Below are 20,861 nucleotides of genomic sequence, written 5' to 3' on the forward strand. Positions count from 1 at the left end.
GACTACTCCTCTGGTGAATCAGTCATAAGGCCAACGGACGGCACCCCAGCCTTTTGCAACGAAACCATCAACTGAATCACTTTTTCGTAAGCTATACTGCGATCCGCTTTAACCACCACAGGGCGCTCAGGCTCAAGCTGAATGATGGCACTCACTCTTATCGCCAGCTCTTCTAAATCCAATGTCTCTTTTGAGCTGCTACTGCCGACATCGAGATAATAATCGCCATCGGCATCAATGGATGCCACAACGGGCGGTTTACTGTCGGCAGGAAGCGACTCTGCAGCCCCTTGAGGTAAATCCACTTTTACCCCTTGAGTTACTATCGGCGCGGTAACCATAAAAATGATCAACAACACCAACATCACGTCGATATAGGGAACAACGTTGATTTCCGCTACTGGCCTGCGTCTTTTACGTTGATAACCTTGTTGCATTACACCGTTTCCTTTTCGCTATAAGCTTGGCGATGCAAAATGCTAGAAAACTCTTCCATAAAGTTGGCATAAGACATCTCTATCTTATCCACTTGAGTCGAAAATCGGTTATAGGCTATAACAGCGGGAATTGCGGCAAATAGGCCCATGGCGGTAGCGATAAGCGCCTCGGCAATACCTGGTGCAACCATGGCTAATGTGGCATTCTCTACCGCACCTAAGGCAATAAAGGAGTTCATAATCCCCCACACGGTTCCAAATAAGCCGATATAGGGACTTGTTGAGCCAATAGTGGCCAGTAATGGCAAATGGGTTTCGAGCTTTTCAAGTTCACGAGATAGCGAGACACGCATCGCGCGGTAGCTGCCATCCATCACAGCACTTGGCACTTTACCGTTAAGATTGTTTAAACGCGCATATTCTTTGAAACCCGTATAAAACAGCGTTTCTAAACCCGTATTACTCTCTTGTCTGGCAGACAGTTCTTTATAAAGCTTGTTTAAATCGACTCCAGACCAAAACTTATCTTCAAACTTAAGCGAGCGTTCTCGCGCTACAGCTAAAAGCCTTCGGCGTTGAATTATCACCGCCCATGAAACGACGGATAACGCGAGTAGCGTCAGCATGACAAACTTAACCAGCAAACTAGCCTGTAAAAACAGACCGATAAAAGAAATATCAGCTTCCACCCTTAAACTCCTGAACAATATTGTGGGGAATGGCCCTTGGTCTCATACGTGACAAAGCGACACAAGCAACGAGAATCAAGCCTTCGCAATAGACCTTACCAGCATCATCTAACAAACGCTGCCGAAACAGTAACGAGGCCTTCTTCATCTCTATGACCTCTGATTCGACAAAAAGGTCCTGCTCAAATCGAGCGGCTATCTTAAAGTCCAATTCCGCTTTTTTTACAACAAACGCAATATCATCTGCTAACAGCTGAGTCTGCTTAACCCCCATGTTTTTTAGCCACTCCGTACGAGCACGCTCAAAAAAATTAAGGTAGTTAGAGTGATATACCACTCCCCCAGCGTCAGTATCTTCGTAATAAACAGAAATAGGCCAACGAAACATAGATCCTGATTGCCAAACATTAGATAAATAGAGGCCTACTATACCTATCGCATCATCAATTGTGAATGGTTCAAACTGCAACTGTCACGACTAACTTCATAAAATTTTGTTAATAAAAAAGGGAAGTTAATAACTTCCCTTTTACCGTCAACTTTTATAGACCTAAGTTACTTGCCAATCTTAGCCGGTACTGTTAAGCCAAAACTGTGCCATAGGAAACTATAAATGTCGGCAAACTCATCTATCTTCATCGCTGTCGGCTTACCGGCACCGTGGCCCGCCTTAGACTCGATACGCATGATGATAGGCGCATCACCCGTCTGTCTGTCTTGTAACAGGGCACCAAACTTAAAGCTGTGCAGGGGTACAACGCGGTCATCATGGTCGGCGGTCATTACCATAGTGGCTGGGTAATCGCGCTCGGTGATATTATGGTATGGCGAATAGGCAAGCAGCGCAGGGAACTGTTCAGCAACATCTGCACTGCCATACTCACTGGTCCACGCCCAGCCAATGGTGAACTTATGGAAGCGCAGCATATCCAGCACACCAACAGCTGGCAACACGGCGGCAAAAAGCTCTGGTCGCTGAGTCAAGGCGGCGCCCATCAACAAACCACCATTACTACGACCATAGGCACCTAGCTTACTGCTATTGGTGTATTTGTTGTCGATCAGATACTCGGCCGCAGCATAATAATCATCAAATACATTTTGCTTCTTATCGAACATGCCAGCTTGATGCCAACTTTCACCATACTCGGCTCCACCGCGGAGATTAGGTACTGCATAAATACCCCCCATATCCATCCACGCAATGTTAGCAGGGCTAAAGCGAGGCGTTAACGATATTGCAAACCCACCGTAGGCGTATAACAAAGTAGGATTGTTACCATCAAGTTTTAATCCCTTTTTATAGGACACCATCATAGGTACACGAGTACCGTCTTTGCTGGTATAGAAGACTTGATCTGACACATAGTCATCTGGATTAAATGAGATATCTGGCTTGGCGTACAAACTCGACTCACCCGTTTTAAAATCAAACTTGTAGGTAGTCTGAGGCTGAACATAGCTATTAAAGGTGTAATAGAAGTAATCTTTACTGCGCTTACCATAAGGACCAGCAATCTTACCCTTACCCGGTAACTCAACATCTTGGCGTTTTACACCGTCCATGCTGAATATTGACAACTGTCCTAAAACGTCATGCAGATAACTGACCACCAAATGGTCATTAATAATCGCCGCGCTAGCGATTGGATCGCTTGACTCAGCAATAACCGTTTTCCAGTTAGCTTTTGCGGGGCGGTTAACATCAATCGCAATGACTTTACCATTAGGCGCATCTAAATCAGTCTTAAAATAGAAGACTGATTTATCATTGCCAAGGAAACTATATTCCGCTTCAAGGTCGACAATCAATTCAACCACAGGCGCATTTTCTTCCGTTAACGACTTGTAGAAGAAGCGATTACGGCTATCAGTGCCTTGTGAAATAGACAGCAGCAAGTAATCCCCTTGCTCTGAAACTTCAGCGCCAAAGCCCCAATCTTTGTTTTGAGGGCGCTCATAGATTAACTTATCTTCAGACTGGTCTGTGCCTAACTTATGAAAGTAAACTTTTTGGTTAAAATTAACATCGGCTAACAAATTACCACCTTCTGGTGCATCGTAGCGTGAATAGTAAACTCCTTGGTTATCCTTACTCCACTGTGCACTAGAAAATTTAATCCAATTAAGTTCATCAACGAGTTTTTTACCCGTAGCAACATCGACAAATTGCCACTGCTGCCAATCAGAACCTGATTTAGACACACCATAAGCAATCGTTTGACCGTCACCACTGACCGACACGCCACTTAACGCCACGGTTCCATCAGTTGAAAATGCATTAGGATCTAAGGCAACTTTCTCTTGCCCTGCTTTATTTTTTACATATAAAACAGACTGCGCTTGCAGGCCATCATTGCGATAGTAAAACGTATTACTGCCATGCTCTGCTGGTGCGGTAATTTTTTCAAAGTTCCACAACTCGGTAATACGGTCGACAATAGCTTGCTTATTCTCTATCTGAGCGAGGTAATCATGACCAGCTTGTTGCTGCTGCTTAACCCAAGCATGGGTCGCATCACTTTCCTCTTCAAGAAAACGATATGGATCGGCAACCTCTACACCATGAATTGTTTCTGTCACGCCTGTTGGCGTACTGATTGTTTGTGGAACATCAACTTGCGATGCATTGTACTGACAACCAACGAGCGTAAGCCCGAGTCCAGCAATAAAAAGGTGTTGCTTAGATAATATCGTTTTAAGAAGCATCAGTAGCCATCCTAGGGATCTAATTATTATTTGACGTCAAAGTGCGAGCAAATGCCCATAACCTCGTACTATACAAGCAAAATAAAACAGTGCAATGGGCTCTAAACATTCAATTTAAAACTAATCCATCTCAATTGTTAATAAAAAACCAACATAGATAAATTTATTAAATCGTAAAGTTATGCACTAAATGTGACTAATTCCGCGCAAAGGCATGGAATTAGTGAATCCAGTAAAAAAACGCCGCCTCCAAAGGATTAGTTTTACTAATCTAAACGGGTAATTTTTTTAGTTTGCTGGTTTAAACGTCTGATCCTATAATTCATCTTGTTTTCAGGAGGTGTCTACTTCAGGTAGATTTGAAAACAAGAACTCCGAAGTCATGTGCTATACACGTGAATTCATCCCTGGTTCTTATGCTTGACTTCCTTCCTTCAATTTGTTGATTGCAATATATTATTTGCGGCCCACTTAATGATTAAGTGGGCTTTTTTTATATAAATTCTCAGCTCCTGCAAATTTCCCTCTCCGTGCGAATCAATGACATTAACGCTAAAAATAATAAACCCAGCATTAGCTGGGTTTAAGTGAGATAAGATAGGTAAGAAACCTAAAGAGGCTTACTTAACCTAATGACGACTCGCCTGTTTCGTGAACGTTCATCTATGGTCGCATTGGATGCGACGTGGCGTTTTTCACCATGACCAAGCGTGTGAATTCGCTCTTGCGGGATCCCCGCCGATACAAATAACTCTTTCACCGAGTCCGCTCGCTTTTCTGATACTTTCTTATTGACTGAACGACCACCATAACTATCGGTATAAGCGTCAATCAACACTAACTCCACCTCTGGATCGTAGGATAAGTATTCTTGTACCTTCGCGATTTGAGCCTTAGAATAGCGAGTTAGCTCTGCACCGCCAAACTCATAAGTCAGTACCGTAAATGCAATATCTTCAAAACTGTAGGGTAAGAGATTGGCAAGACAAGAGCGAAAATCTGAATACTTTCGAGCAAAATTAGCCGCCGATAATCCCACCGCGACTTTACTTGAACGGTTATACCAATCGGCATAATAGAAAGTCGGCTGCATACCTCTCTCTAACTCATTAAGCATCGACCAAGCCGCATTTTTGGGCACTTCACCACTAAAGTACTTTTGATAGGTCAAGTCGGTTATCGGTTTCGATGAAACACCTGGGCGCCAAGCTGGTGCCATACTCATCAATTTGGCATGTGTTACTTCGTCAGGTTTCACCCACATATCAAGGGTGAAATTGAGGTCATGGTCCTTACCCGCACGACTCGTAAACACCGCCTTACCATATGAAGGAATATCATGTTCAAGTCGGCAGACAATCGGTGTATTGTCGCTTAAGCGCCATTGAGACTGTTCAAGTGATGCCACATAATGACGTAATTCGCCGTGAGCTGTCGTCGACATCCCCAAGCTCAACCATAATGTTCCAACAAACAGCACCCTAGTCCACATAGACAATCACTCATATTAATAGTGTTACTAAACCCTATCGGCCTGCTTTAATATTCCTTTAGCTTATATATTAGCCAATCAAACATGACAAGTTAACACCAGATACTTCATAATAGCCCCCTGCTAACTATTTGGATATTTTGATGAGTGATATTTGCGACGCGAATAAACTTAACCACCGCTTTAGGGGATACTTCCCCGTGGTTATTGATGTAGAAACTGCTGGCTTTAATGCCCAGACCGATGCGTTGCTTGAAATTGCAGTGACCATATTAAAGATGGATGAGCAAGGAGTGTTAGGACTCGATAAAACACTTCACTATCACATTGAACCATTTGAAGGAGCTAATTTAGAGCCTGAAGCGCTCGCATTTAACGGCATTGATCCAACTAACCCGCTGCGTGGTGCTGTATCAGAAAAAGAAGCCTTTTTAGAAATATTTAAAGAGGTGAAGAAAGCACAGAAAGCCTCTGGTTGCCATCGTAGTATCATTGTTGCCCATAACGCGGCTTTTGATCATGGCTTTGTGACTAAGGCGATTGAACGTAATGGCCTAAAACGCACGCCATTCCATCCCTTTGCCACTTTTGATACTGCAGCACTATCAGGGCTAGCGCTAGGACATACGGTACTAGCTAAAGCCTGCTCTATAGCCGGAATTGATTTTGATAATAAGGAAGCACATTCAGCGCTTTACGATACAGAACGTACCGCGGAACTGTTTTGCCATATTGTGAACAAATGGAAAGCTTTAGGCGGTTGGCCACTTAGCTCTGATAATGCCGACGATTCAATGGAAGAACAGAGCGAAAGCCAAGATAGCTGTTCAAGTTAGCGCGATGATCAAATCCAGTTAATGCACTCTAGATAGTGCCACTTTAACCATTTACCTCATCACAATATCAAAGGGGATGCAGCGCAATAGCACCGCATCCCCCTTTTAACAATGAAACGATATTAAAGCACCGTTTACAACCCAGTGTATTGATTTAATTTTAGCGTATTAATTAGCGCAAAAATCTCCTCTAACTCTTTAAATAGTTGTTCAATATCTTCTTGAAAGCTTAACTCTTTTTGGATATCTAGGTTAGATTGGAAATAATCATGACTACTCGCTATTTTAAGCAGTAACTTTCCGTCTTTAAAACAAGCTTCCAGTTCAGAATTATAGAAGCGCCCTATTGAGAGCAAGCGTTCCATCGTCGCGGTATTGAGCAAGTAACGTGCTTCAACCTGATCGCTACTGTACACTTCAAACTCTCTTTCAAAGCGCACATCTTCGAGTCTAACCCGCGATAAATCACTTTTGAAGGCATCCAATTTGTTACCGAACATGCCTCTATCTTTGCTAATCAGGGTAATACCTGAAAAACGTTTAGAGATATCAAATTCAATTAATATGCCATTGAAAATATTTTTATATCGGGTTTGATTATCGTTATTAGTACCATCATTTACATCCAACCCTAATTCCCGTAGCAAAAATTTAATGCCTTGATACTTCCCTTTGAAGGAGTCTTTAAAATAGCCACGGTCATATTTAGGTAAAATACCGTAATCTTTGTACGTTTCTAGCTCTGGCAAATTTGGCGGATTGAGTTTAAATTCCTTACCAAAATAACGAATGAGAATAGGATAAAGCTCACCAAAAATGTCTTTGCTTAATTTAGTCACTTCGCCACATGCCCAAACATAAACGCCTGCGATCATTGCAAATACCGTCATGGTACCGAGCAGACTTATGGTGAATAGTTGGCCGTCATCAAGCACTGCTAAGCTATAATACATCACGGCAAATCCGACGAGAAATAATGGGATGACGAGTTGGCCTAAGGGTTTAGCAATTTTGGCTCGTTCGTTGTATCGCTTGACAGCATCTAAGCGCATCTTTTCATAGGATGCACATTTTGGGGCAATATTGCGCTTGTAGTACTGACTAAAAGAAAGTTTATCCTTTTCAGGAACATCAAACTCCATCGGATTCATTTATCACTCCTTGAATATGTTTTAATGCGACGTCATACCTACGAGTCTATAGTTTTGGTCCTTAACCGTATCAACGTGCATCATTAATATAACAAAAACAAAAAAGCCGCGATCCTCGCGGCTTTTTTAGCTACAAACTATTATCTTAAGATTATAGAGAGTCAGCGTTGTCAGTTAGGTAAGAAGCAACGCCTTCTGGGCTTGCGTCCATACCTTTGTCACCTTTTTCCCAACCTGCAGGACAAACATCACCGTGCTCTTCGTGGAACTGAAGTGCGTCAACCATACGGATCATTTCGTCTACGTTACGACCTAATGGAAGATCATTAACCACTTGATGACGAACTTGACCTTCTTTGTCGATAAGGAAAGAACCACGGAAAGCAACACCAGCTTCTGGATGCTCAACATCATATGCTTTACAAATTTCGTGCTTAACGTCAGCAACAAGAGTGTATTGAACTTGACCAATACCACCTTTATCTACTGGAGTGTTACGCCACGCGTTGTGAGTGAACTGAGAATCGATAGAAACACCGATAACTTCTACGCCACGCTTCTTGAACTCATCCATACGGTGATCAAATGCGATCAGTTCAGATGGACAAACAAAAGTGAAATCAAGTGGGTAGAAGAATACTACAGCAGTCTTACCTTTGATCGCTTCGCTTAGGTTAAAGCTATCTACGATTTCGCCATTACCAAGAACCGCTGCAGCAGTAAAATCAGGAGCCGGACGGCCTACTAATACACTCATTTTATATCTCCATCTATGGATTGAAAAAAGCTTTATAACTATGAACTAAAAAGCATTATAGGCAGTCGTCAGCGGGACACAAGCTATTTGGGATCATTGTCACCTTTTTTAATAAATTTTCATCTAGTTGCCCATTAACTGTGCTCTATACCCTTGCCTAATGTATTGGTATTTACACTTACGCATTACAGTTAAATACAGACACGTTACATCTGCTCCTTTTTTTAAGATAAAACGCCGATTGGCTGGACAAGTGAAACGATGCAGTCAAAAATAGCGTCAATCACACGATAGTTAATCAAAAAAGAATCAATATGAATGCAGTTGTTATCGCCGTTTGCCTAATGTTGGGATTAAGTCTCGCAAGGGTAAATGTTGTTATCGCCCTCACCATTAGCGCTCTTGCAGCCGGCCTAGTGGGCGGAATGGATCTACAAGCCACGGTAGATGCCTTTAATACTGGCCTTGGTGGCGGCGCTCAAATAGCCCTAAGTTATGCACTACTTGGTGCATTTGCCGTAGCGCTTTCTCACTCTGGACTAACCACGCTTATTTCTCAGAAAGTGATATCTCAGCTAGGGAAGGAACAAAGCAGCGTCAATATTAACCGTGTTCGTTGGTTGCTATTAATTGCGATTTTAGCCATGGCGGTTTCGTCACAAAATATTTTGCCTATCCATATCGCTTTTATTCCGATTTTAATCCCGCCCCTTTTGCATGTTATGTCGAAGCTAAAAATGGATCGTCGCTTAGTCGCTTGCGTACTAACGTTTGGCTTAGTGACAACCTACATGATCTTACCGATTGGCTTTGGTGGCATTTTCCTTAACGATATTTTGCTCGCTAATCTCAATAGCAATAATCTCAATGCGGTACGTGAGCAGATCCCTTCAGCAATGCTTATCCCAGCTTTGGGCATGATATTGGGCTTATTTATTGCGGTGTTTATTAGTTACCGCAAACCACGTGAGTATAAAGAGCAGATGATTTTGGCCGCAGAGCCTGAAGAGACGATTAATCGTCGTAATATCTTTGTGGCTGTTTTAGCAATCGTGGCAACCTTAGTTGTACAGCTTTATACCGACTCGATGATATTTGGCGCGCTCATTGGTTTTATTATTTTTAGTTTTTCTGGCGCGCTTAAACATGTTGCCGATCAAGATATCTTTAACCAAGGGGTACGCATGATGGCCAATATTGGCTTTATCATGATATCAGCAGCCGGGTTTGCAGCCGTAGTAAAAGAGACGGGAGATGTAGGAAGTTTAGTTGCATCATTATCCGATCTTATCGGTGATAACAAAGCATTGGCTGCATTCTTGATGTTACTCGTGGGCTTGCTTATCACTATGGGGATCGGATCATCGTTCTCAACCATTCCAATTATCGCCACTATCTATGTTCCATTAGCGATTAACTTTGGCTTCTCTGTGCCTGCAACGATTGCGCTAGTCGGCACGGCAGCAGCATTAGGTGATGCGGGTTCGCCAGCGTCAGATTCAACCCTTGGTCCTACAGCGGGTCTTAATGCCGATGGCCAACACGACCATATTAGAGACAGTGTTATCCCAACCTTTATCCATTACAACATTCCGTTATTGGTATTTGGTTGGATAGCGGCCATGGTTTTATAGAGAGCGAAGCTATAGAAAACCAATCGTCACAAAAAAGGGAGCCATCGGCTCCCTTTCCTATTTCGATATATGATTAATTTAAAACTAACCACTTAGTCTCTAATTACTTAGTACCAAATATTTTATCGCCAGCATCACCAAGGCCTGGCAGAATATAGCCTTGCTCGTTTAAACACTTATCAATTGATGCCGTATATAGCTCGATGTCAGGATGGGCTTTTTCAAGCGCAGCAACCCCTTCTGGCGCAGCAACCAACACAAGGGCTTTAATCGCAGTACAACCACGTTCTTTTAACAGATCAATAGTTGAGATCATTGAGCCGCCAGTCGCTAACATAGGATCAACAACCAGTGCGATACGCTCATGCATATTACTTGCAAGCTTCTCAAAATAGGGAACAGGCTCTAAGGTTTCTTCATCACGATAGATACCGACTACAGAGATACGCGCACTGGGTACATGCTCTAACACACCATCCATCATACCAAGGCCTGCGCGTAGGATCGGCACCACAGTCACTTTTTTACCCTTGATTTGTTCGACTTCAACTGGACCATTCCAACCTTCAATGGTGACTTTTTCAGTTTCAAAATCAGCAGTCGCCTCATAGGTAAGTAGACTACCGACTTCAGCCGCTAGCTCACGAAAACGTTTAGTACTGATATCTCCTTCACGCATTAATCCAATTTTATGACGTACTAGAGGGTGCTTAACTTCGACCACTTTCATCGTTTTCTCCTGATGCTATGTTTTATGTTTTTTCCAGCAAATTGCACCGATTTTAGTAGATTTGTCCACAATGGAAAACATAAAGTTTTACAGACACGGCAAATCGTGACCTAAGTCCGTTTGAATATTCAAAATCATCACTTTCGAGGCTGTCCACAAGCTGATAGAATAGCGCCGCATAAAAATCCAATAACGATGTACCCGAGAGGATCCTCCGTGAGCACTCCTACCCAGCTAAGCTATAAAGACGCAGGTGTTGATATCGACGCAGGCAATGCCCTTGTAGACAATATCAAATCTGCAGTAAAACGTACCCACCGCCCAGAAGTCATGGGTAACCTTGGTGGTTTTGGTGCCCTTTGTGAGCTGCCAACTAAGTACAAACATCCAGTTCTTGTTTCTGGCACCGATGGTGTCGGTACCAAGCTTAGACTGGCCATCGATTACAAAAAACACGACAGTGTTGGTGTTGATTTAGTTGCCATGTGCGTTAACGATCTAATCGTTGCCGGTGCAGAGCCACTATTTTTCCTCGACTACTACGCTACGGGCAAACTTGACGTTGCAACGGCAACGTCAGTAGTCAACGGTATTGCCGAAGGTTGTGCTCAATCAGGTTGTGCACTGATCGGTGGTGAAACTGCTGAGATGCCTGGCATGTATGAAGGCGAAGATTACGATCTTGCTGGCTTCTGTGTCGGTGTCGTTGAAAAAGAAGACGTGCTAGATGGTTCTAAAGTGGTCGCTGGCGACGCGCTGATCGCCCTTGGTTCTAGTGGTCCACACTCAAATGGTTACTCGCTAATTCGCAAGGTATTAGAGGTAAGCAACGCCGATCCGCAGCAGGACCTTGAAGGCAAACCACTGATCGACCATTTACTCGAACCAACCAAAATCTATGTTAAGCCGCTGCTTAAGCTGCTTGAACAAAATGATATCCACGCCATGGCACACATTACTGGTGGTGGATTCTGGGAAAATATTCCGCGTGTACTTCCTGATACTGCAAAAGCAGTAGTGAAAGGTGATTCTTGGCAATGGCCAACCGTCTTCAACTGGTTAATGGAAAACGGCAACATCGCTGAATTTGAGATGTACCGAACCTTTAACTGTGGCGTAGGGATGATTATTGCTCTACCTCAGGACCAAGTTGAAAGTGCATTAGCACTACTTAAGGCTGAAGGCGAAAACGCTTGGCTTATCGGTGACATTGCTAGCCGCAATGGCGACGAAGAGCAAGTGGAGATTTTATAATGCCAAAGTGCTGTCGCGTATTAGTTTTAATCTCAGGTAATGGCAGTAATTTGCAGGCTATTATCGATAGTTGTGACGACAATTTACAAGCTGAAGTCGTTGGGGTGATTAGTAATAAACCTGATGCCTATGGGCTTGTTCGTGCTCATCACAGTGAGATAGATACCAGTTGCGTGATAGCGCACCAAGGTGAAAGCCGTGCTGAATACGATGTTCGACTTAAAGCCGCCATCGATAAGTATCAACCCGATCTTATCGTGCTAGCAGGCTTTATGCGGATATTAACCGATGAGTTTGTTCAGCAATTTGAGGGGCGAATGATCAATATTCATCCCTCTTTACTGCCCAAATACACCGGATTACACACTCATCAGCGTGCTATCGACGCTGGTGACAGTGAGCACGGTGCCAGCGTGCACTTTGTGACACCCGAGCTGGATGCGGGACCCGTTATACTGCAAGCCAAAGTTCCCATTTACCCTGAAGATGATGCGATAATTCTCGCTGAACGGGTGAATGAACAAGAACATGCTATCTATCCATTAGTCGTTAAATGGTTTAGCCAAGAGCGTTTAAAAATGAGAGATGGCGTTGCCTATTTAGACAATAATCCGCTCGATATTATGGGATATGCGGTAGACTAAATACCACGTTTCACTAATAAAAAGAGACCTCTAGGTCTCTTTTTTTCTTTTTGTCATACAAATGTGTAAATATTTGCGCTATGTCCTAAATAATTCATTAAATTACGTTGTTTTTAAAACACAATTGGTTTTAGATGGAAACTGTTAATTTTATGTTCGCAATTAAGAGACAAAATATGAAAAATGTGATTTGTGATATTGATGGTGTACTACTCCATGACAATAAATTGATCCCAGGAAGTGATAAATTTATCCATCGTATTCTTGAGCAAGGCAACCCGCTTGTTATTCTTACTAACTATCCAGTACAAACGGGTAAAGATCTGCAAAATAGACTTGGAGCAGCGGGGATCAAAGTGCCTGAAGAGTGTTTCTACACCTCTGCAATGGCGACAGCTGATTTTCTCAAGCATCAAACTGGTAACAAGGCCTTCGTCATTGGTGAAGGTGCCCTCACCCATGAACTTTATAATGCAGGCTTTACGATTACCGATATCAATCCTGATTTCGTTATCATCGGTGAAACTCGCTCTTATAATTGGGACATGATCCATAAGGCTGCACAATTCGTCGCTAATGGTGCGCGATTTATTGCGACCAACCCAGATACCCATGGCCCAGCACACAGCCCTGCTTGTGGCGCATTATGTGCCCCAATCGAACGCATTAGTGGTCGTATGCCTTTTTATGTCGGCAAGCCTAGCTCTTGGATTATTCGCAGTGCACTGAACCACATTAATGGTCACTCTGAAAACACCGTGATCATTGGCGACAATATGCGCACCGATATTTTAGCTGGCTTCCAAGCTGGTCTTGAAACCATTTTGGTTACCAGTGGTGTGAGTCAATTACATGATATTGAAAAAGAACCCTTCAGACCAAATCATATCTTTAATTGTGCAGGCGACATCGACATCGTCTAAGCGCATCAATTAGTTAACATACCGCAACAAAGCGTAACAATTTAATAAGGTGGCTTACTTGCTAAAGTTTGCCACCTTATTCATCATACCCCCCGCTAAAAAATCATAAGTTTGCATTAAAAAACACCAATCAACATCACAGAGTGAGTGACTCAGCTTGTTTATGGCAAACAGCCGCAAATAACAAACAAGCTCAAGTCGAACAGATAATGGAATGGTTGTTCCCTTGTGAGTAAATGAGCACTCATATCACTATTTTGATTGGTATAAACCTTATCCATCGAATGGATAGCTAAAAATAGCGATTGATAAGAACAATAAATCAGAATCAAAATAGGACATTCCATGCGATTACTCTTGTCCGCATGTGCGCTTACTCTAGTGAGCGCCTGCAGCCAACATCCAGCACAGACTCAATCACAATCAGTCGATAGCGTAATTGAATTTAATGAACCGAGATTTCGGCAAGATATTCAAAACCTATCATCAGATAAATTTGAAGGCCGAGCACCGACCACTCAGGGCGAGACATTAACACTCGATTATCTAAGCAAAGCATTTGCGGCTGCAGGGCTCGAAGGCGCTAATGGTGGCAGTTACCTGCAAGCCGTTCCTATGGTGAGCTACACCGCCAGCGAAGATCAACAGATCAGCCTAGGAGGAATGACGTTTAACTACCGCAAAGATATCGTATTAGGCAGTCGTCATGACAATCGACAGATCAATATTACCAATGCCCCACTGGTGTTTGTCGGCTACGGCATAAATGCACCAGAATATGACTGGAACGACTACCAAGGCATAGATATGGTTGGCAAAATTGCGGTCATTTTAGTTAATGACCCTGGTTTCGCTTTGCCAAATTCTGGCAAGTTTAATGGTAAAACCATGACCTACTATGGCCGTTGGACCTACAAATTTGAAGAAGCTAGCCGTCAAGGTGCTCTAGGCGCAATCATTATTCATGATACAGAGCCTGCCGCTTACCCTTGGTCTGTAGTCGAAAACAGTTGGACAGGACCGCAACAAGACTTAGTTGTAGATAAAGCAAGTCAAGATAGCCGCGTGCAGGTTGAAGGTTGGATTTCCAAGGAAAAAGCGAGCGAACTTTTTGATAAAGCTGGACTGTCACTGGCCACCTTAAGCGATCGCGCAGCGAGCAGTCCACTTAACGTCGCCTTAGAGACAACCGCCGATATCGCTTTTTCGAATAAAGCTGAATATGCGAATAGCTATAATGTGGTCGCGACACTACCCGGCGACGAAGCGAGCGATGAACATCTGCTATTCACCGCTCACTGGGATCACCTAGGGACAGATCCCAATAAGACTGGCGATCAAATATATAATGGCGCCCTAGATAATGCATCGGGCACTGCAGGTATTATAGAAATTGCCCGTCAATTTGCGGCTCAAGCCAAAAATGGTTCGCCCTTAAAGCGTTCTATCACATTTGTGGCAACTACAGGTGAAGAGCAAGGTCTATTAGGCTCGCGCTACTACGCCGAAAACCCTATCTATCCGCTCGAAAAAACGGTTGCCGTTTTTAATTTTGACAGTACCAATATTTATGGTCGCACGAGTGATTACATCATCGTAGGCAAAGGTAAATCGGAGCTAGAAACATACCTGACTAACGCTGCGAGTTCACAACAACGGGTAACTGTGAGAGAAAACCACCCTGAATCTGGCGGTTTTTTCCGTTCAGATCATTTTAGCTTCGCCAAATATGGAGTTCCAGCAGTGTTTGCTGGCGGTGGCAATAAGCCAGTTGATGAGGCGTCGGCCAAATATAAGGCTGATATGAAACAAAAAATGAAGGGCTGTTATCACAATGTCTGTGATGAATATCGCGCAGATTGGGATCTATCTGGCGCCCTGCAGGATATGGGCGTTTACTATCAAGCGGCGCAAACACTTGCCAATAGTGATGATTGGCCAGGGTATTATCAGGGAACTGAATTTCACCATTTACGCCCAGCCAAAACGGTTCAACCTTAAAACTTTTATCATTACTCCGTTCTATATAATACCAATTAGTATAAAAGGCTTCCTAGTGAAGCCTTTTGTATATAAAACAGCCAAACAATTACTTATCCTCAATTTCGGTAAAATCAGCCCCATCATTTACGATTATCAAAATCTTAGGCTTATAAACTAGGTTAAATTATGAATTCCACACTTTATTCAACCGATAATTACATTAACAAAACTTAAAAACCCAAAATAGCAGACAAAACCACAATTAAAATTCATTTTTTAAGTGTTTTATCAAAAATTAGATTTGGCAAATGCAGAAAATGCTGTCAAAGTAACTAGCAATTGAGATTTAGTTAGTTTTTGGGAGCTTTAGTTATGTGTTCAATATTCGCGATTTTAGATATCCAGTCTGACGCCACACCACTGCGTCAAGTAGCTCTTGAAATGTCAAAGTTACTCCGCCACCGCGGGCCTGATTGGTCAGGTATATACAGCAGTGACAAAGCCATTCTTGCCCATGAACGTTTAGCCATTGTTGACATCGAACATGGCGCGCAGCCACTGTTATCAACCGATGAAACCCTGATTTTGGCTGTAAACGGCGAGATCTATAACCATAAAGAACTTAAAGCCGAACTGGGCGACAAATACAGCTACCAAACTAACTCAGATTGTGAAGTGATTTTGGCCCTATACCAAGAGTATGGCATCGACTTTCTCGATAAACTTAACGGTATTTTCGCCTTTGTCCTCTATGACAAAACGAAAGATAGCTATCTTATTGGTCGCGATCATATGGGGATTATTCCTTTGTATACAGGCCACGACAGCAAAGGTAACTTCTACATCGCCTCAGAGATGAAAGCATTGATGCCTGTGTGCAAAACCGTGGAAGAATTTAAACCTGGTCACTACGTAACAGCCGAAGGATATCAGCAATATTATCAACGCGACTGGCAAGATTTTAGTGCCGTTCAAGATAATGAAGCCAGCGTCGATGAGCTACGTGAAGCACTTGAAGCTGCAGTAAAACGCCAACTCATGTCTGATGTTCCCTACGGCGTACTGTTATCTGGTGGACTAGACTCATCGGTTATCTCAGCTATCACTCAAACCTATGCTAAGCGTCGTATAGAAGATGATGGCGCCAGTGATGCGTGGTGGCCACAACTGCATTCGTTTGCGGTAGGCCTTGAAGGCGCGCCGGATCTTGCTGCAGCCCAAAAAGTGGCCGATGCTATCGGTACTATTCATCATGAGATCACTTTCACCTTCCAAGATGGCTTGGATGCGATTAAAGATGTGATTTATCACCTTGAAACTTATGATGTCACCACCATCAGAGCTGCAACACCAATGTACCTAATGGCGCGAAAAATTAAAGCCATGGGGATTAAGATGGTGCTATCTGGCGAAGGTGCCGATGAGCTGTTTGGCGGTTATCTTTACTTCCATAAAGCACCAAACGCACAAGCCTTCCACGAAGAGCTCGTGCGTAAACTCGATAAGCTGCATCTTTTTGATTGTTTACGCGCTAACAAGGCCATGGCGGCTTGGGGACTCGAGGCTCGAGTACCGTTTCTCGATAAAGAGTTTATCGACACGGCAATGCGTATCAACCCTGAAGCTAAAATGTCGAAGGATGGCCGTATCGAGAAACATATTTTGCGTACAGCATTTGAGCATAAGTTACCTAAAGAGGTGGCTTGGCGTCAGAAAGAGCAATTTAGTGATGGCGTAGGCTACTCTTGGATCGACGGACTTAAAGACCATGCCGCGCAAGAAGTTGACGACCTGCAGTTGGCTAATGCCAAGTTTAGGTTTCCGTACAACACGCCAGAAACGAAAGAAGCTTACTTCTATCGCTGCTTCTTTGAGGCGCACTTCCCGTTACCATCAGCTGCGGAAACCGTACCTGGCGGCAAATCGGTAGCCTGCTCGACACCAGAAGCATTGGCATGGGATGAAAGCCTACAGGGGATCATTGACCCATCTGGACGTGCGGTTCAATCGGTACACGAAAGCGCTTATTAGCATAATAATTTCGCTCAATAAAAAAGAGACCTTTCGGTCTCTTTTTTATGGCGATCAATCGGCTCTGAGATATAACACGCGATCTCCTTAAGTAGCATATTCAGTAGATGCTTTTACCCAAGCCAACGATAGATGTGAGTACATAGAATTTATTCCACTGCAGCCTAATAATGCCGCGCTGAATCTAGCCTTATTGACTGAGCCGCTTAAAATAATGTGCACTATCTAACTCAAGCACTTCCATCGTAAGACTACTTACATCTGATGTAAGTTCGCTAATCTGACGGTAAACCATCTGAGTTAGATGTTTTTTCTGCTCGTCGGTGCGTCCAGGCATGATTTTAAACGTGATATGAATAAAGCTACCATCAGCCAACAAGCCAACTTGGCTACTGTGACTAGCATAACTGCGGGATTTCACCGCTGAAGGCTCGAACAATTGAGATACCAACGCGCCTTGGTGCACCAACTGAACCAGTTCATCTATATCTATTTGCGCAGCTAATGGTGCTGAGTATTCAATGATACAATGGGGCATATTATTCTGACCAAACAGCAAGTTCATTGCCATTTGGATCCTTAAAATGAAAACGACGGCCACCAGGGAAAGTAAATATAGCTTTCACTATCTGGCCTCCTGCTTGCTCTACTTCAGCCATGGTTTGCTCTAATTGCTCTGAATAGATAACAATCAAAGGCGCACCTTTATCGAGGTCAAAATACTGCTCACTCAGATAAAAGCCGCCCGTAATACCAGCGTTGACAAAACAGCTGTAGCTATCACCATAATCGACAAAATCCCAGCCAAACACTTGGGTGAAAAACACCTTAGTTTTAGCCATATCCAAAACAGGGATCTCAAGGTAATTAATCGTTAGGTGTTTATTCATCGAACAATCCTTTTGTTAACACTGCATCACTCAAACTAAGCTAATAGCAAACGACTAATATTTTATTCATTATCAACAGGTTAAATACACTTATACGGCACTGGACCATAAAAAAGAAAACCATCGCTTATTTGATGCAAACGCGATTAAATCGAAAAGGGAACTCAGCTCCCTTTTCATTATGCGATTAATGCAGCCAATAGGCCAATTAAACCACCAAATACGCCCCCCCATACAACCAACCACCCAAGATGTTTTTTAATCATCTCTTGCACTATCTCTTTGACCAATTGCGGCGTAAGTTCTTCGAGACGTTGATGAACAATCGATTGAACTTGTGCTCTTAGATCTGCCATGACATCGGGCTGCTCTATTTCTTGTTTAATCAAATCATAAAAGGCGTCACTCTGAGAGATCTCAATGAGAGAGCTTTTCATCTTTTCAATAAACGGCTCTTTAAGTGGTGTTATCGCTTCTGCGCCACCAAACATAGCCAACATCCCTCCCAAAGAGGATTGTTCTACGGTCGTCACGAGAGCATTGAATGCTGGTGTCATATCAACATTTTCAATAACGGGCTGCAAATTGATATGAGTGGCGCCCTTACCTTTTTGCGACAGGAATTTATCGATATTCTCTTCAGTAAAAAATTGTTCCATCATCAAGTGTGCGATAGCGGCTTTAAACTCTTCAAAGCGTGCCGGAATCACACCGCTACCATAAAGCCCTGGCACTTTCTCAAACAGCATATGAATAGCAAGCCAATTGGTGATCGCACCAGAAAGCGCGAACAGACCAATACTTAATACAATAGGTAAGGCAAATAGATAACCGCAGACCATAATCACTGCGGCGAGTAAGTTAGTGATAACGCTTTTGTTCAACTTATATCTCCAATCGAGCTCTGATACCGAAAACGCGGTATCTTACCACAACGAAGATTTACGCTTCCAATTTATGAGTTAACAACTTTCTTACCGCTAAACTCGGTCAATTGAGTTCCGATCGATTCCATCAATAACCAACCATCCTGCTCAAAATGTTCTCGACGTACGGCTAATGCATTGGTTTCGTCGGCCAGTTCTTTAGCTTTATCAACTAAGCAACGGCCAATCCCATTATGGCGATAAGGTTCGGCTACATAGAGATCATCAAAATACCAAAGGGGCTTTAAAAAACGAGAAGAAAAGGAGGGGTAAAGTTGAATAAAACCGATCACTTGTTCGTCAACGATTGCAACAAAGATAACCGAATCATTCTCGCTCAAGCGAGAGCGCATAAACTCATGGCTATCTTCTATTGACGCAGCCTGACCTAAGTTCTGTCGATATTTATCGAACAATATCGCCAACGCAGATAAATCATCTTCTATTGCAATTCTGATCAGCATATTCCATCCTTGAAATTGGGTGTTTCGCTCTGAAACAAAACAAAAAGTTACACATCCTTATGATTTAAATAAGATTAACATAATGAATCAAAAAATACAGTGGAATTTCCCAAATCAATATTATTATCATTGAGCGAAAGAGATTTGCATTTTACTCTCGAGCTCTAGCGCGTAAATCTTTGTATTCGAAAGAGAGTGCATGCACTCGCTCTATCGGATAGCCATTGAGGAACGCCCTCTCTCTACTCTGATTTACCGCTGTAGGCTCTCCGCATATAAAGAGCTGCTGCTGACGATCAAACTGATGTACGTTAATCGCTTCGCTAAATGGATCGCCTAACATAATACGCCGCCCAAGTTTTCTCGGATTGGCATTACCTGTAATACAGGCTTGATAAGAGAATTGACTGTACTCAAGCATCATCTTCAACAACTGAGAATGCAGGTACAGATCAGCTTCATTTTGCACTCCCACATAAAGGAAAATCTCCCCTTGATGTCCCTCTGCCAAAGCTTGATTAATTATCCCATGGGCAACGCCTAAGCCACTTCCAAAAGCGATAATAATTAGCTTATCTGCAGTAAAATCTGACTTATAATGACGACTGCCTAGGGGACCTTGCACCAGCAACTGTTCTCCAATACTGGCGTAATGATATAACCAATCACTGAATTGACCATTGTATTTTCGCCTCACATGTAACTCGAGTAACGAGGCGCCTGAAATATTAGTTGGCGAGTAACTTCGAGTTAATCCATCGAAACGTCTGAGATTAATATATTGTCCAGGTTGATGACGTATCGCTTCATCAAGTTTTAAACCAATGCCAACAATAGAATCACTTAACACCGTTTTCTGTTGAATTGTTGCACCAATAAAGAGGTCTTGAGGTAAAATTGACCTAAGTGTGAGGTCCTCAGATGGCCGACATTGACAAGCACAAATATAATTACGCTTTTTTAGTGCTAAAGTTAGTCCTCTTTGTGAACCAACAACGATATCACCTTTAACCTGCTGTACTAAGCACGTCTTACAGACCCCTTTTTTACATGAGTAATTGAGACGTTGGCCATGACGGATCAGCGCATCTAATACCGTTTCTTGAGATTTAGACTCAAAAGCTTGTCCATCTAAATAAAATACTGTCATATCAGTCAATTTTTCTCATCTATTATAGGCGTTCTGCAATTTAACCATTCAATATTGGCAACAATACTACTAAAATTATAGCGACTGGTTTAACGATTGTGCTGGTGATATCTTTTCTACCACCAATAAGCAACGCTATATCACCGTTTACTGTATACATC

The 20,861-nt window shown here is 42.9% G+C and carries 20 protein-coding genes; 7 read left to right on the top strand and 13 right to left on the bottom strand.

The features are described 5' to 3' along the window. Window positions 1-2: 2 nt before the first annotated feature. The 5 genes from tolR to K0I62_RS12130 form a co-directional block, all read right to left on the bottom strand. Window positions 3-437: a protein TolR gene (gene tolR, locus K0I62_RS12110; RefSeq protein ID WP_220068379.1), complete on the bottom strand. Its 435-nt coding sequence runs from the start codon at window positions 435-437 to the stop codon at window positions 3-5. Continuing rightward, window positions 437-1,126, bottom strand: a complete 690-nt coding sequence (tolQ, locus tag K0I62_RS12115; protein ID WP_220068380.1) for a protein TolQ — start codon at window positions 1,124-1,126, stop codon at window positions 437-439. The genes tolR and tolQ overlap by 1 nt, the downstream gene beginning before the upstream one ends. Then, window positions 1,116-1,514 (bottom strand): tol-pal system-associated acyl-CoA thioesterase, encoded by a 399-nt coding sequence (gene ybgC, locus K0I62_RS12120; protein ID WP_220068381.1) that lies wholly within the window; start codon window positions 1,512-1,514, stop codon window positions 1,116-1,118. The genes tolQ and ybgC overlap by 11 nt, the downstream gene beginning before the upstream one ends. Before the next feature lie 167 nt (window positions 1,515-1,681). Next, window positions 1,682-3,835, bottom strand: coding sequence for a prolyl oligopeptidase family serine peptidase (locus K0I62_RS12125; protein ID WP_220068382.1), 2,154 nt, complete (start codon window positions 3,833-3,835; stop codon window positions 1,682-1,684). A gap of 610 nt (window positions 3,836-4,445) precedes the next feature. Further along, window positions 4,446-5,327, bottom strand: coding sequence for a flagellar protein MotY (locus K0I62_RS12130; protein WP_220068383.1), 882 nt, complete (start codon window positions 5,325-5,327; stop codon window positions 4,446-4,448). A gap of 143 nt (window positions 5,328-5,470) precedes the next feature. Here K0I62_RS12130 and rnt point away from each other — a divergent pair, with 143 nt between their 5' ends. Further along, window positions 5,471-6,163 (top strand): ribonuclease T, encoded by a 693-nt coding sequence (gene rnt / locus K0I62_RS12135; RefSeq protein ID WP_220068384.1) that lies wholly within the window; start codon window positions 5,471-5,473, stop codon window positions 6,161-6,163. Between the two features lie 134 nt (window positions 6,164-6,297). On the opposite strand, the gene K0I62_RS12140 is transcribed toward rnt, so the two are convergent. Both K0I62_RS12140 and K0I62_RS12145 read right to left on the bottom strand, forming a co-directional pair. Further along, a complete protein-coding gene (locus K0I62_RS12140; RefSeq protein ID WP_220068385.1) occupies window positions 6,298-7,314 on the bottom strand; it encodes a DUF3137 domain-containing protein in 1,017 nt (338 codons plus the stop codon). Window positions 7,315-7,465: 151 nt separating this feature from the next. After that, window positions 7,466-8,071, bottom strand: coding sequence for a peroxiredoxin (locus K0I62_RS12145; protein ID WP_110456216.1), 606 nt, complete (start codon window positions 8,069-8,071; stop codon window positions 7,466-7,468). Window positions 8,072-8,385: 314 nt separating this feature from the next. On the opposite strand from K0I62_RS12145, the gene K0I62_RS12150 reads away from it, so the two are divergent. Further along, entirely contained in the window at window positions 8,386-9,705 is a 1,320-nt protein-coding gene (locus K0I62_RS12150; RefSeq protein WP_220068386.1) for a Na+/H+ antiporter family protein, read from the top strand. A 103-nt stretch (window positions 9,706-9,808) separates the two neighbouring features. Here the strand turns inward: K0I62_RS12150 and upp are convergent, their stop codons facing one another. Beyond that, a complete protein-coding gene (gene upp / locus K0I62_RS12155; protein WP_220061284.1) occupies window positions 9,809-10,435 on the bottom strand; it encodes a uracil phosphoribosyltransferase in 627 nt (208 codons plus the stop codon). 216 nt (window positions 10,436-10,651) lie between these two features. Between upp and purM the strand changes: the two genes are divergently transcribed. The 5 genes from purM (at window position 10,652) to asnB (ending at window position 17,270) form a co-directional block, all read left to right on the top strand. Next, window positions 10,652-11,689 carry a phosphoribosylformylglycinamidine cyclo-ligase gene (gene purM, locus K0I62_RS12160; protein ID WP_220068387.1) on the top strand — a complete coding sequence of 346 codons (1,038 nt, stop codon included), beginning with the start codon at window positions 10,652-10,654 and terminating at the stop codon, window positions 11,687-11,689. Then, on the top strand, window positions 11,689-12,333 hold the full coding sequence (purN, locus tag K0I62_RS12165; RefSeq protein ID WP_220068388.1) for a phosphoribosylglycinamide formyltransferase: 645 nt from the start codon (window positions 11,689-11,691) through the stop codon (window positions 12,331-12,333). The genes purM and purN overlap by 1 nt, the downstream gene beginning before the upstream one ends. Window positions 12,334-12,509: 176 nt before the next feature. Continuing rightward, window positions 12,510-13,256: an HAD-IIA family hydrolase gene (locus K0I62_RS12170; RefSeq protein WP_220068389.1), complete on the top strand. Its 747-nt coding sequence runs from the start codon at window positions 12,510-12,512 to the stop codon at window positions 13,254-13,256. Between the two features lie 345 nt (window positions 13,257-13,601). Further along, a complete protein-coding gene (locus K0I62_RS12175) occupies window positions 13,602-15,257 on the top strand; it encodes a M28 family metallopeptidase (RefSeq protein ID WP_220068390.1) in 1,656 nt (551 codons plus the stop codon). A gap of 354 nt (window positions 15,258-15,611) precedes the next feature. Next, window positions 15,612-17,270: an asparagine synthase B gene (gene asnB, locus K0I62_RS12180; protein WP_220068391.1), complete on the top strand. Its 1,659-nt coding sequence runs from the start codon at window positions 15,612-15,614 to the stop codon at window positions 17,268-17,270. 190 nt (window positions 17,271-17,460) lie between these two features. On the opposite strand, the gene K0I62_RS12185 is transcribed toward asnB, so the two are convergent. The 5 genes from K0I62_RS12185 to K0I62_RS12205 form a co-directional block, all read right to left on the bottom strand. After that, window positions 17,461-17,841: a 5-carboxymethyl-2-hydroxymuconate Delta-isomerase gene (locus K0I62_RS12185; protein WP_258404993.1), complete on the bottom strand. Its 381-nt coding sequence runs from the start codon at window positions 17,839-17,841 to the stop codon at window positions 17,461-17,463. Then, the gene (locus tag K0I62_RS12190; protein WP_220068392.1) at window positions 17,810-18,160 is read right to left on the bottom strand and encodes a VOC family protein; all 351 of its coding nucleotides are present in this window, start codon (window positions 18,158-18,160) and stop codon (window positions 17,810-17,812) included. Before K0I62_RS12190 ends, K0I62_RS12185 begins: the two co-directional genes overlap by 32 nt. A 179-nt stretch (window positions 18,161-18,339) precedes the next feature. Next, window positions 18,340-19,044 (bottom strand): DUF445 domain-containing protein, encoded by a 705-nt coding sequence (locus tag K0I62_RS12195; RefSeq protein WP_220068393.1) that lies wholly within the window; start codon window positions 19,042-19,044, stop codon window positions 18,340-18,342. A gap of 71 nt (window positions 19,045-19,115) precedes the next feature. Then, window positions 19,116-19,550 carry a GNAT family N-acetyltransferase gene (locus K0I62_RS12200; protein ID WP_220068394.1) on the bottom strand — a complete coding sequence of 145 codons (435 nt, stop codon included), beginning with the start codon at window positions 19,548-19,550 and terminating at the stop codon, window positions 19,116-19,118. A 151-nt stretch (window positions 19,551-19,701) separates the two neighbouring features. Next, window positions 19,702-20,700 (bottom strand): 2Fe-2S iron-sulfur cluster-binding protein, encoded by a 999-nt coding sequence (locus K0I62_RS12205; RefSeq protein ID WP_220068395.1) that lies wholly within the window; start codon window positions 20,698-20,700, stop codon window positions 19,702-19,704. Window positions 20,701-20,861 lie beyond the last annotated feature (161 nt).

It is taken from the genome of Shewanella psychrotolerans (genome assembly GCF_019457595.1).
Taxonomy (GTDB): domain Bacteria; phylum Pseudomonadota; class Gammaproteobacteria; order Enterobacterales; family Shewanellaceae; genus Shewanella; species Shewanella psychrotolerans.

Excerpts from the sequence above, each read along its gene's own strand:
- K0I62_RS12125 (WP_220068382.1), bottom strand. The coding sequence starts at position 3,835 with ATGCTTCTTAAAACGATATTATCTAAGCAACACCTTTTTATTGCTGGA.
- K0I62_RS12145 (WP_110456216.1), bottom strand. The coding sequence starts at position 8,071 with ATGAGTGTATTAGTAGGCCGTCCGGCTCCTGATTTTACTGCTGCAGCG.
- asnB (WP_220068391.1), top strand. The coding sequence starts at position 15,612 with ATGTGTTCAATATTCGCGATTTTAGATATCCAGTCTGACGCCACACCA.
- K0I62_RS12190 (WP_220068392.1), bottom strand. The coding sequence starts at position 18,160 with ATGAATAAACACCTAACGATTAATTACCTTGAGATCCCTGTTTTGGAT.
- K0I62_RS12150 (WP_220068386.1), top strand. The coding sequence starts at position 8,386 with ATGAATGCAGTTGTTATCGCCGTTTGCCTAATGTTGGGATTAAGTCTC.
- upp (WP_220061284.1), bottom strand. The coding sequence starts at position 10,435 with ATGAAAGTGGTCGAAGTTAAGCACCCTCTAGTACGTCATAAAATTGGA.
- purN (WP_220068388.1), top strand. The coding sequence starts at position 11,689 with ATGCCAAAGTGCTGTCGCGTATTAGTTTTAATCTCAGGTAATGGCAGT.
- rnt (WP_220068384.1), top strand. The coding sequence starts at position 5,471 with ATGAGTGATATTTGCGACGCGAATAAACTTAACCACCGCTTTAGGGGA.
- K0I62_RS12130 (WP_220068383.1), bottom strand. The coding sequence starts at position 5,327 with ATGTGGACTAGGGTGCTGTTTGTTGGAACATTATGGTTGAGCTTGGGG.
- K0I62_RS12140 (WP_220068385.1), bottom strand. The coding sequence starts at position 7,314 with ATGAATCCGATGGAGTTTGATGTTCCTGAAAAGGATAAACTTTCTTTT.
- K0I62_RS12170 (WP_220068389.1), top strand. The coding sequence starts at position 12,510 with ATGAAAAATGTGATTTGTGATATTGATGGTGTACTACTCCATGACAAT.
- tolR (WP_220068379.1), bottom strand. The coding sequence starts at position 437 with ATGCAACAAGGTTATCAACGTAAAAGACGCAGGCCAGTAGCGGAAATC.
- K0I62_RS12200 (WP_220068394.1), bottom strand. The coding sequence starts at position 19,550 with ATGCTGATCAGAATTGCAATAGAAGATGATTTATCTGCGTTGGCGATA.
- K0I62_RS12205 (WP_220068395.1), bottom strand. The coding sequence starts at position 20,700 with ATGACAGTATTTTATTTAGATGGACAAGCTTTTGAGTCTAAATCTCAA.
- K0I62_RS12175 (WP_220068390.1), top strand. The coding sequence starts at position 13,602 with ATGCGATTACTCTTGTCCGCATGTGCGCTTACTCTAGTGAGCGCCTGC.
- ybgC (WP_220068381.1), bottom strand. The coding sequence starts at position 1,514 with ATGTTTCGTTGGCCTATTTCTGTTTATTACGAAGATACTGACGCTGGG.
- K0I62_RS12185 (WP_258404993.1), bottom strand. The coding sequence starts at position 17,841 with ATGGCAATGAACTTGCTGTTTGGTCAGAATAATATGCCCCATTGTATC.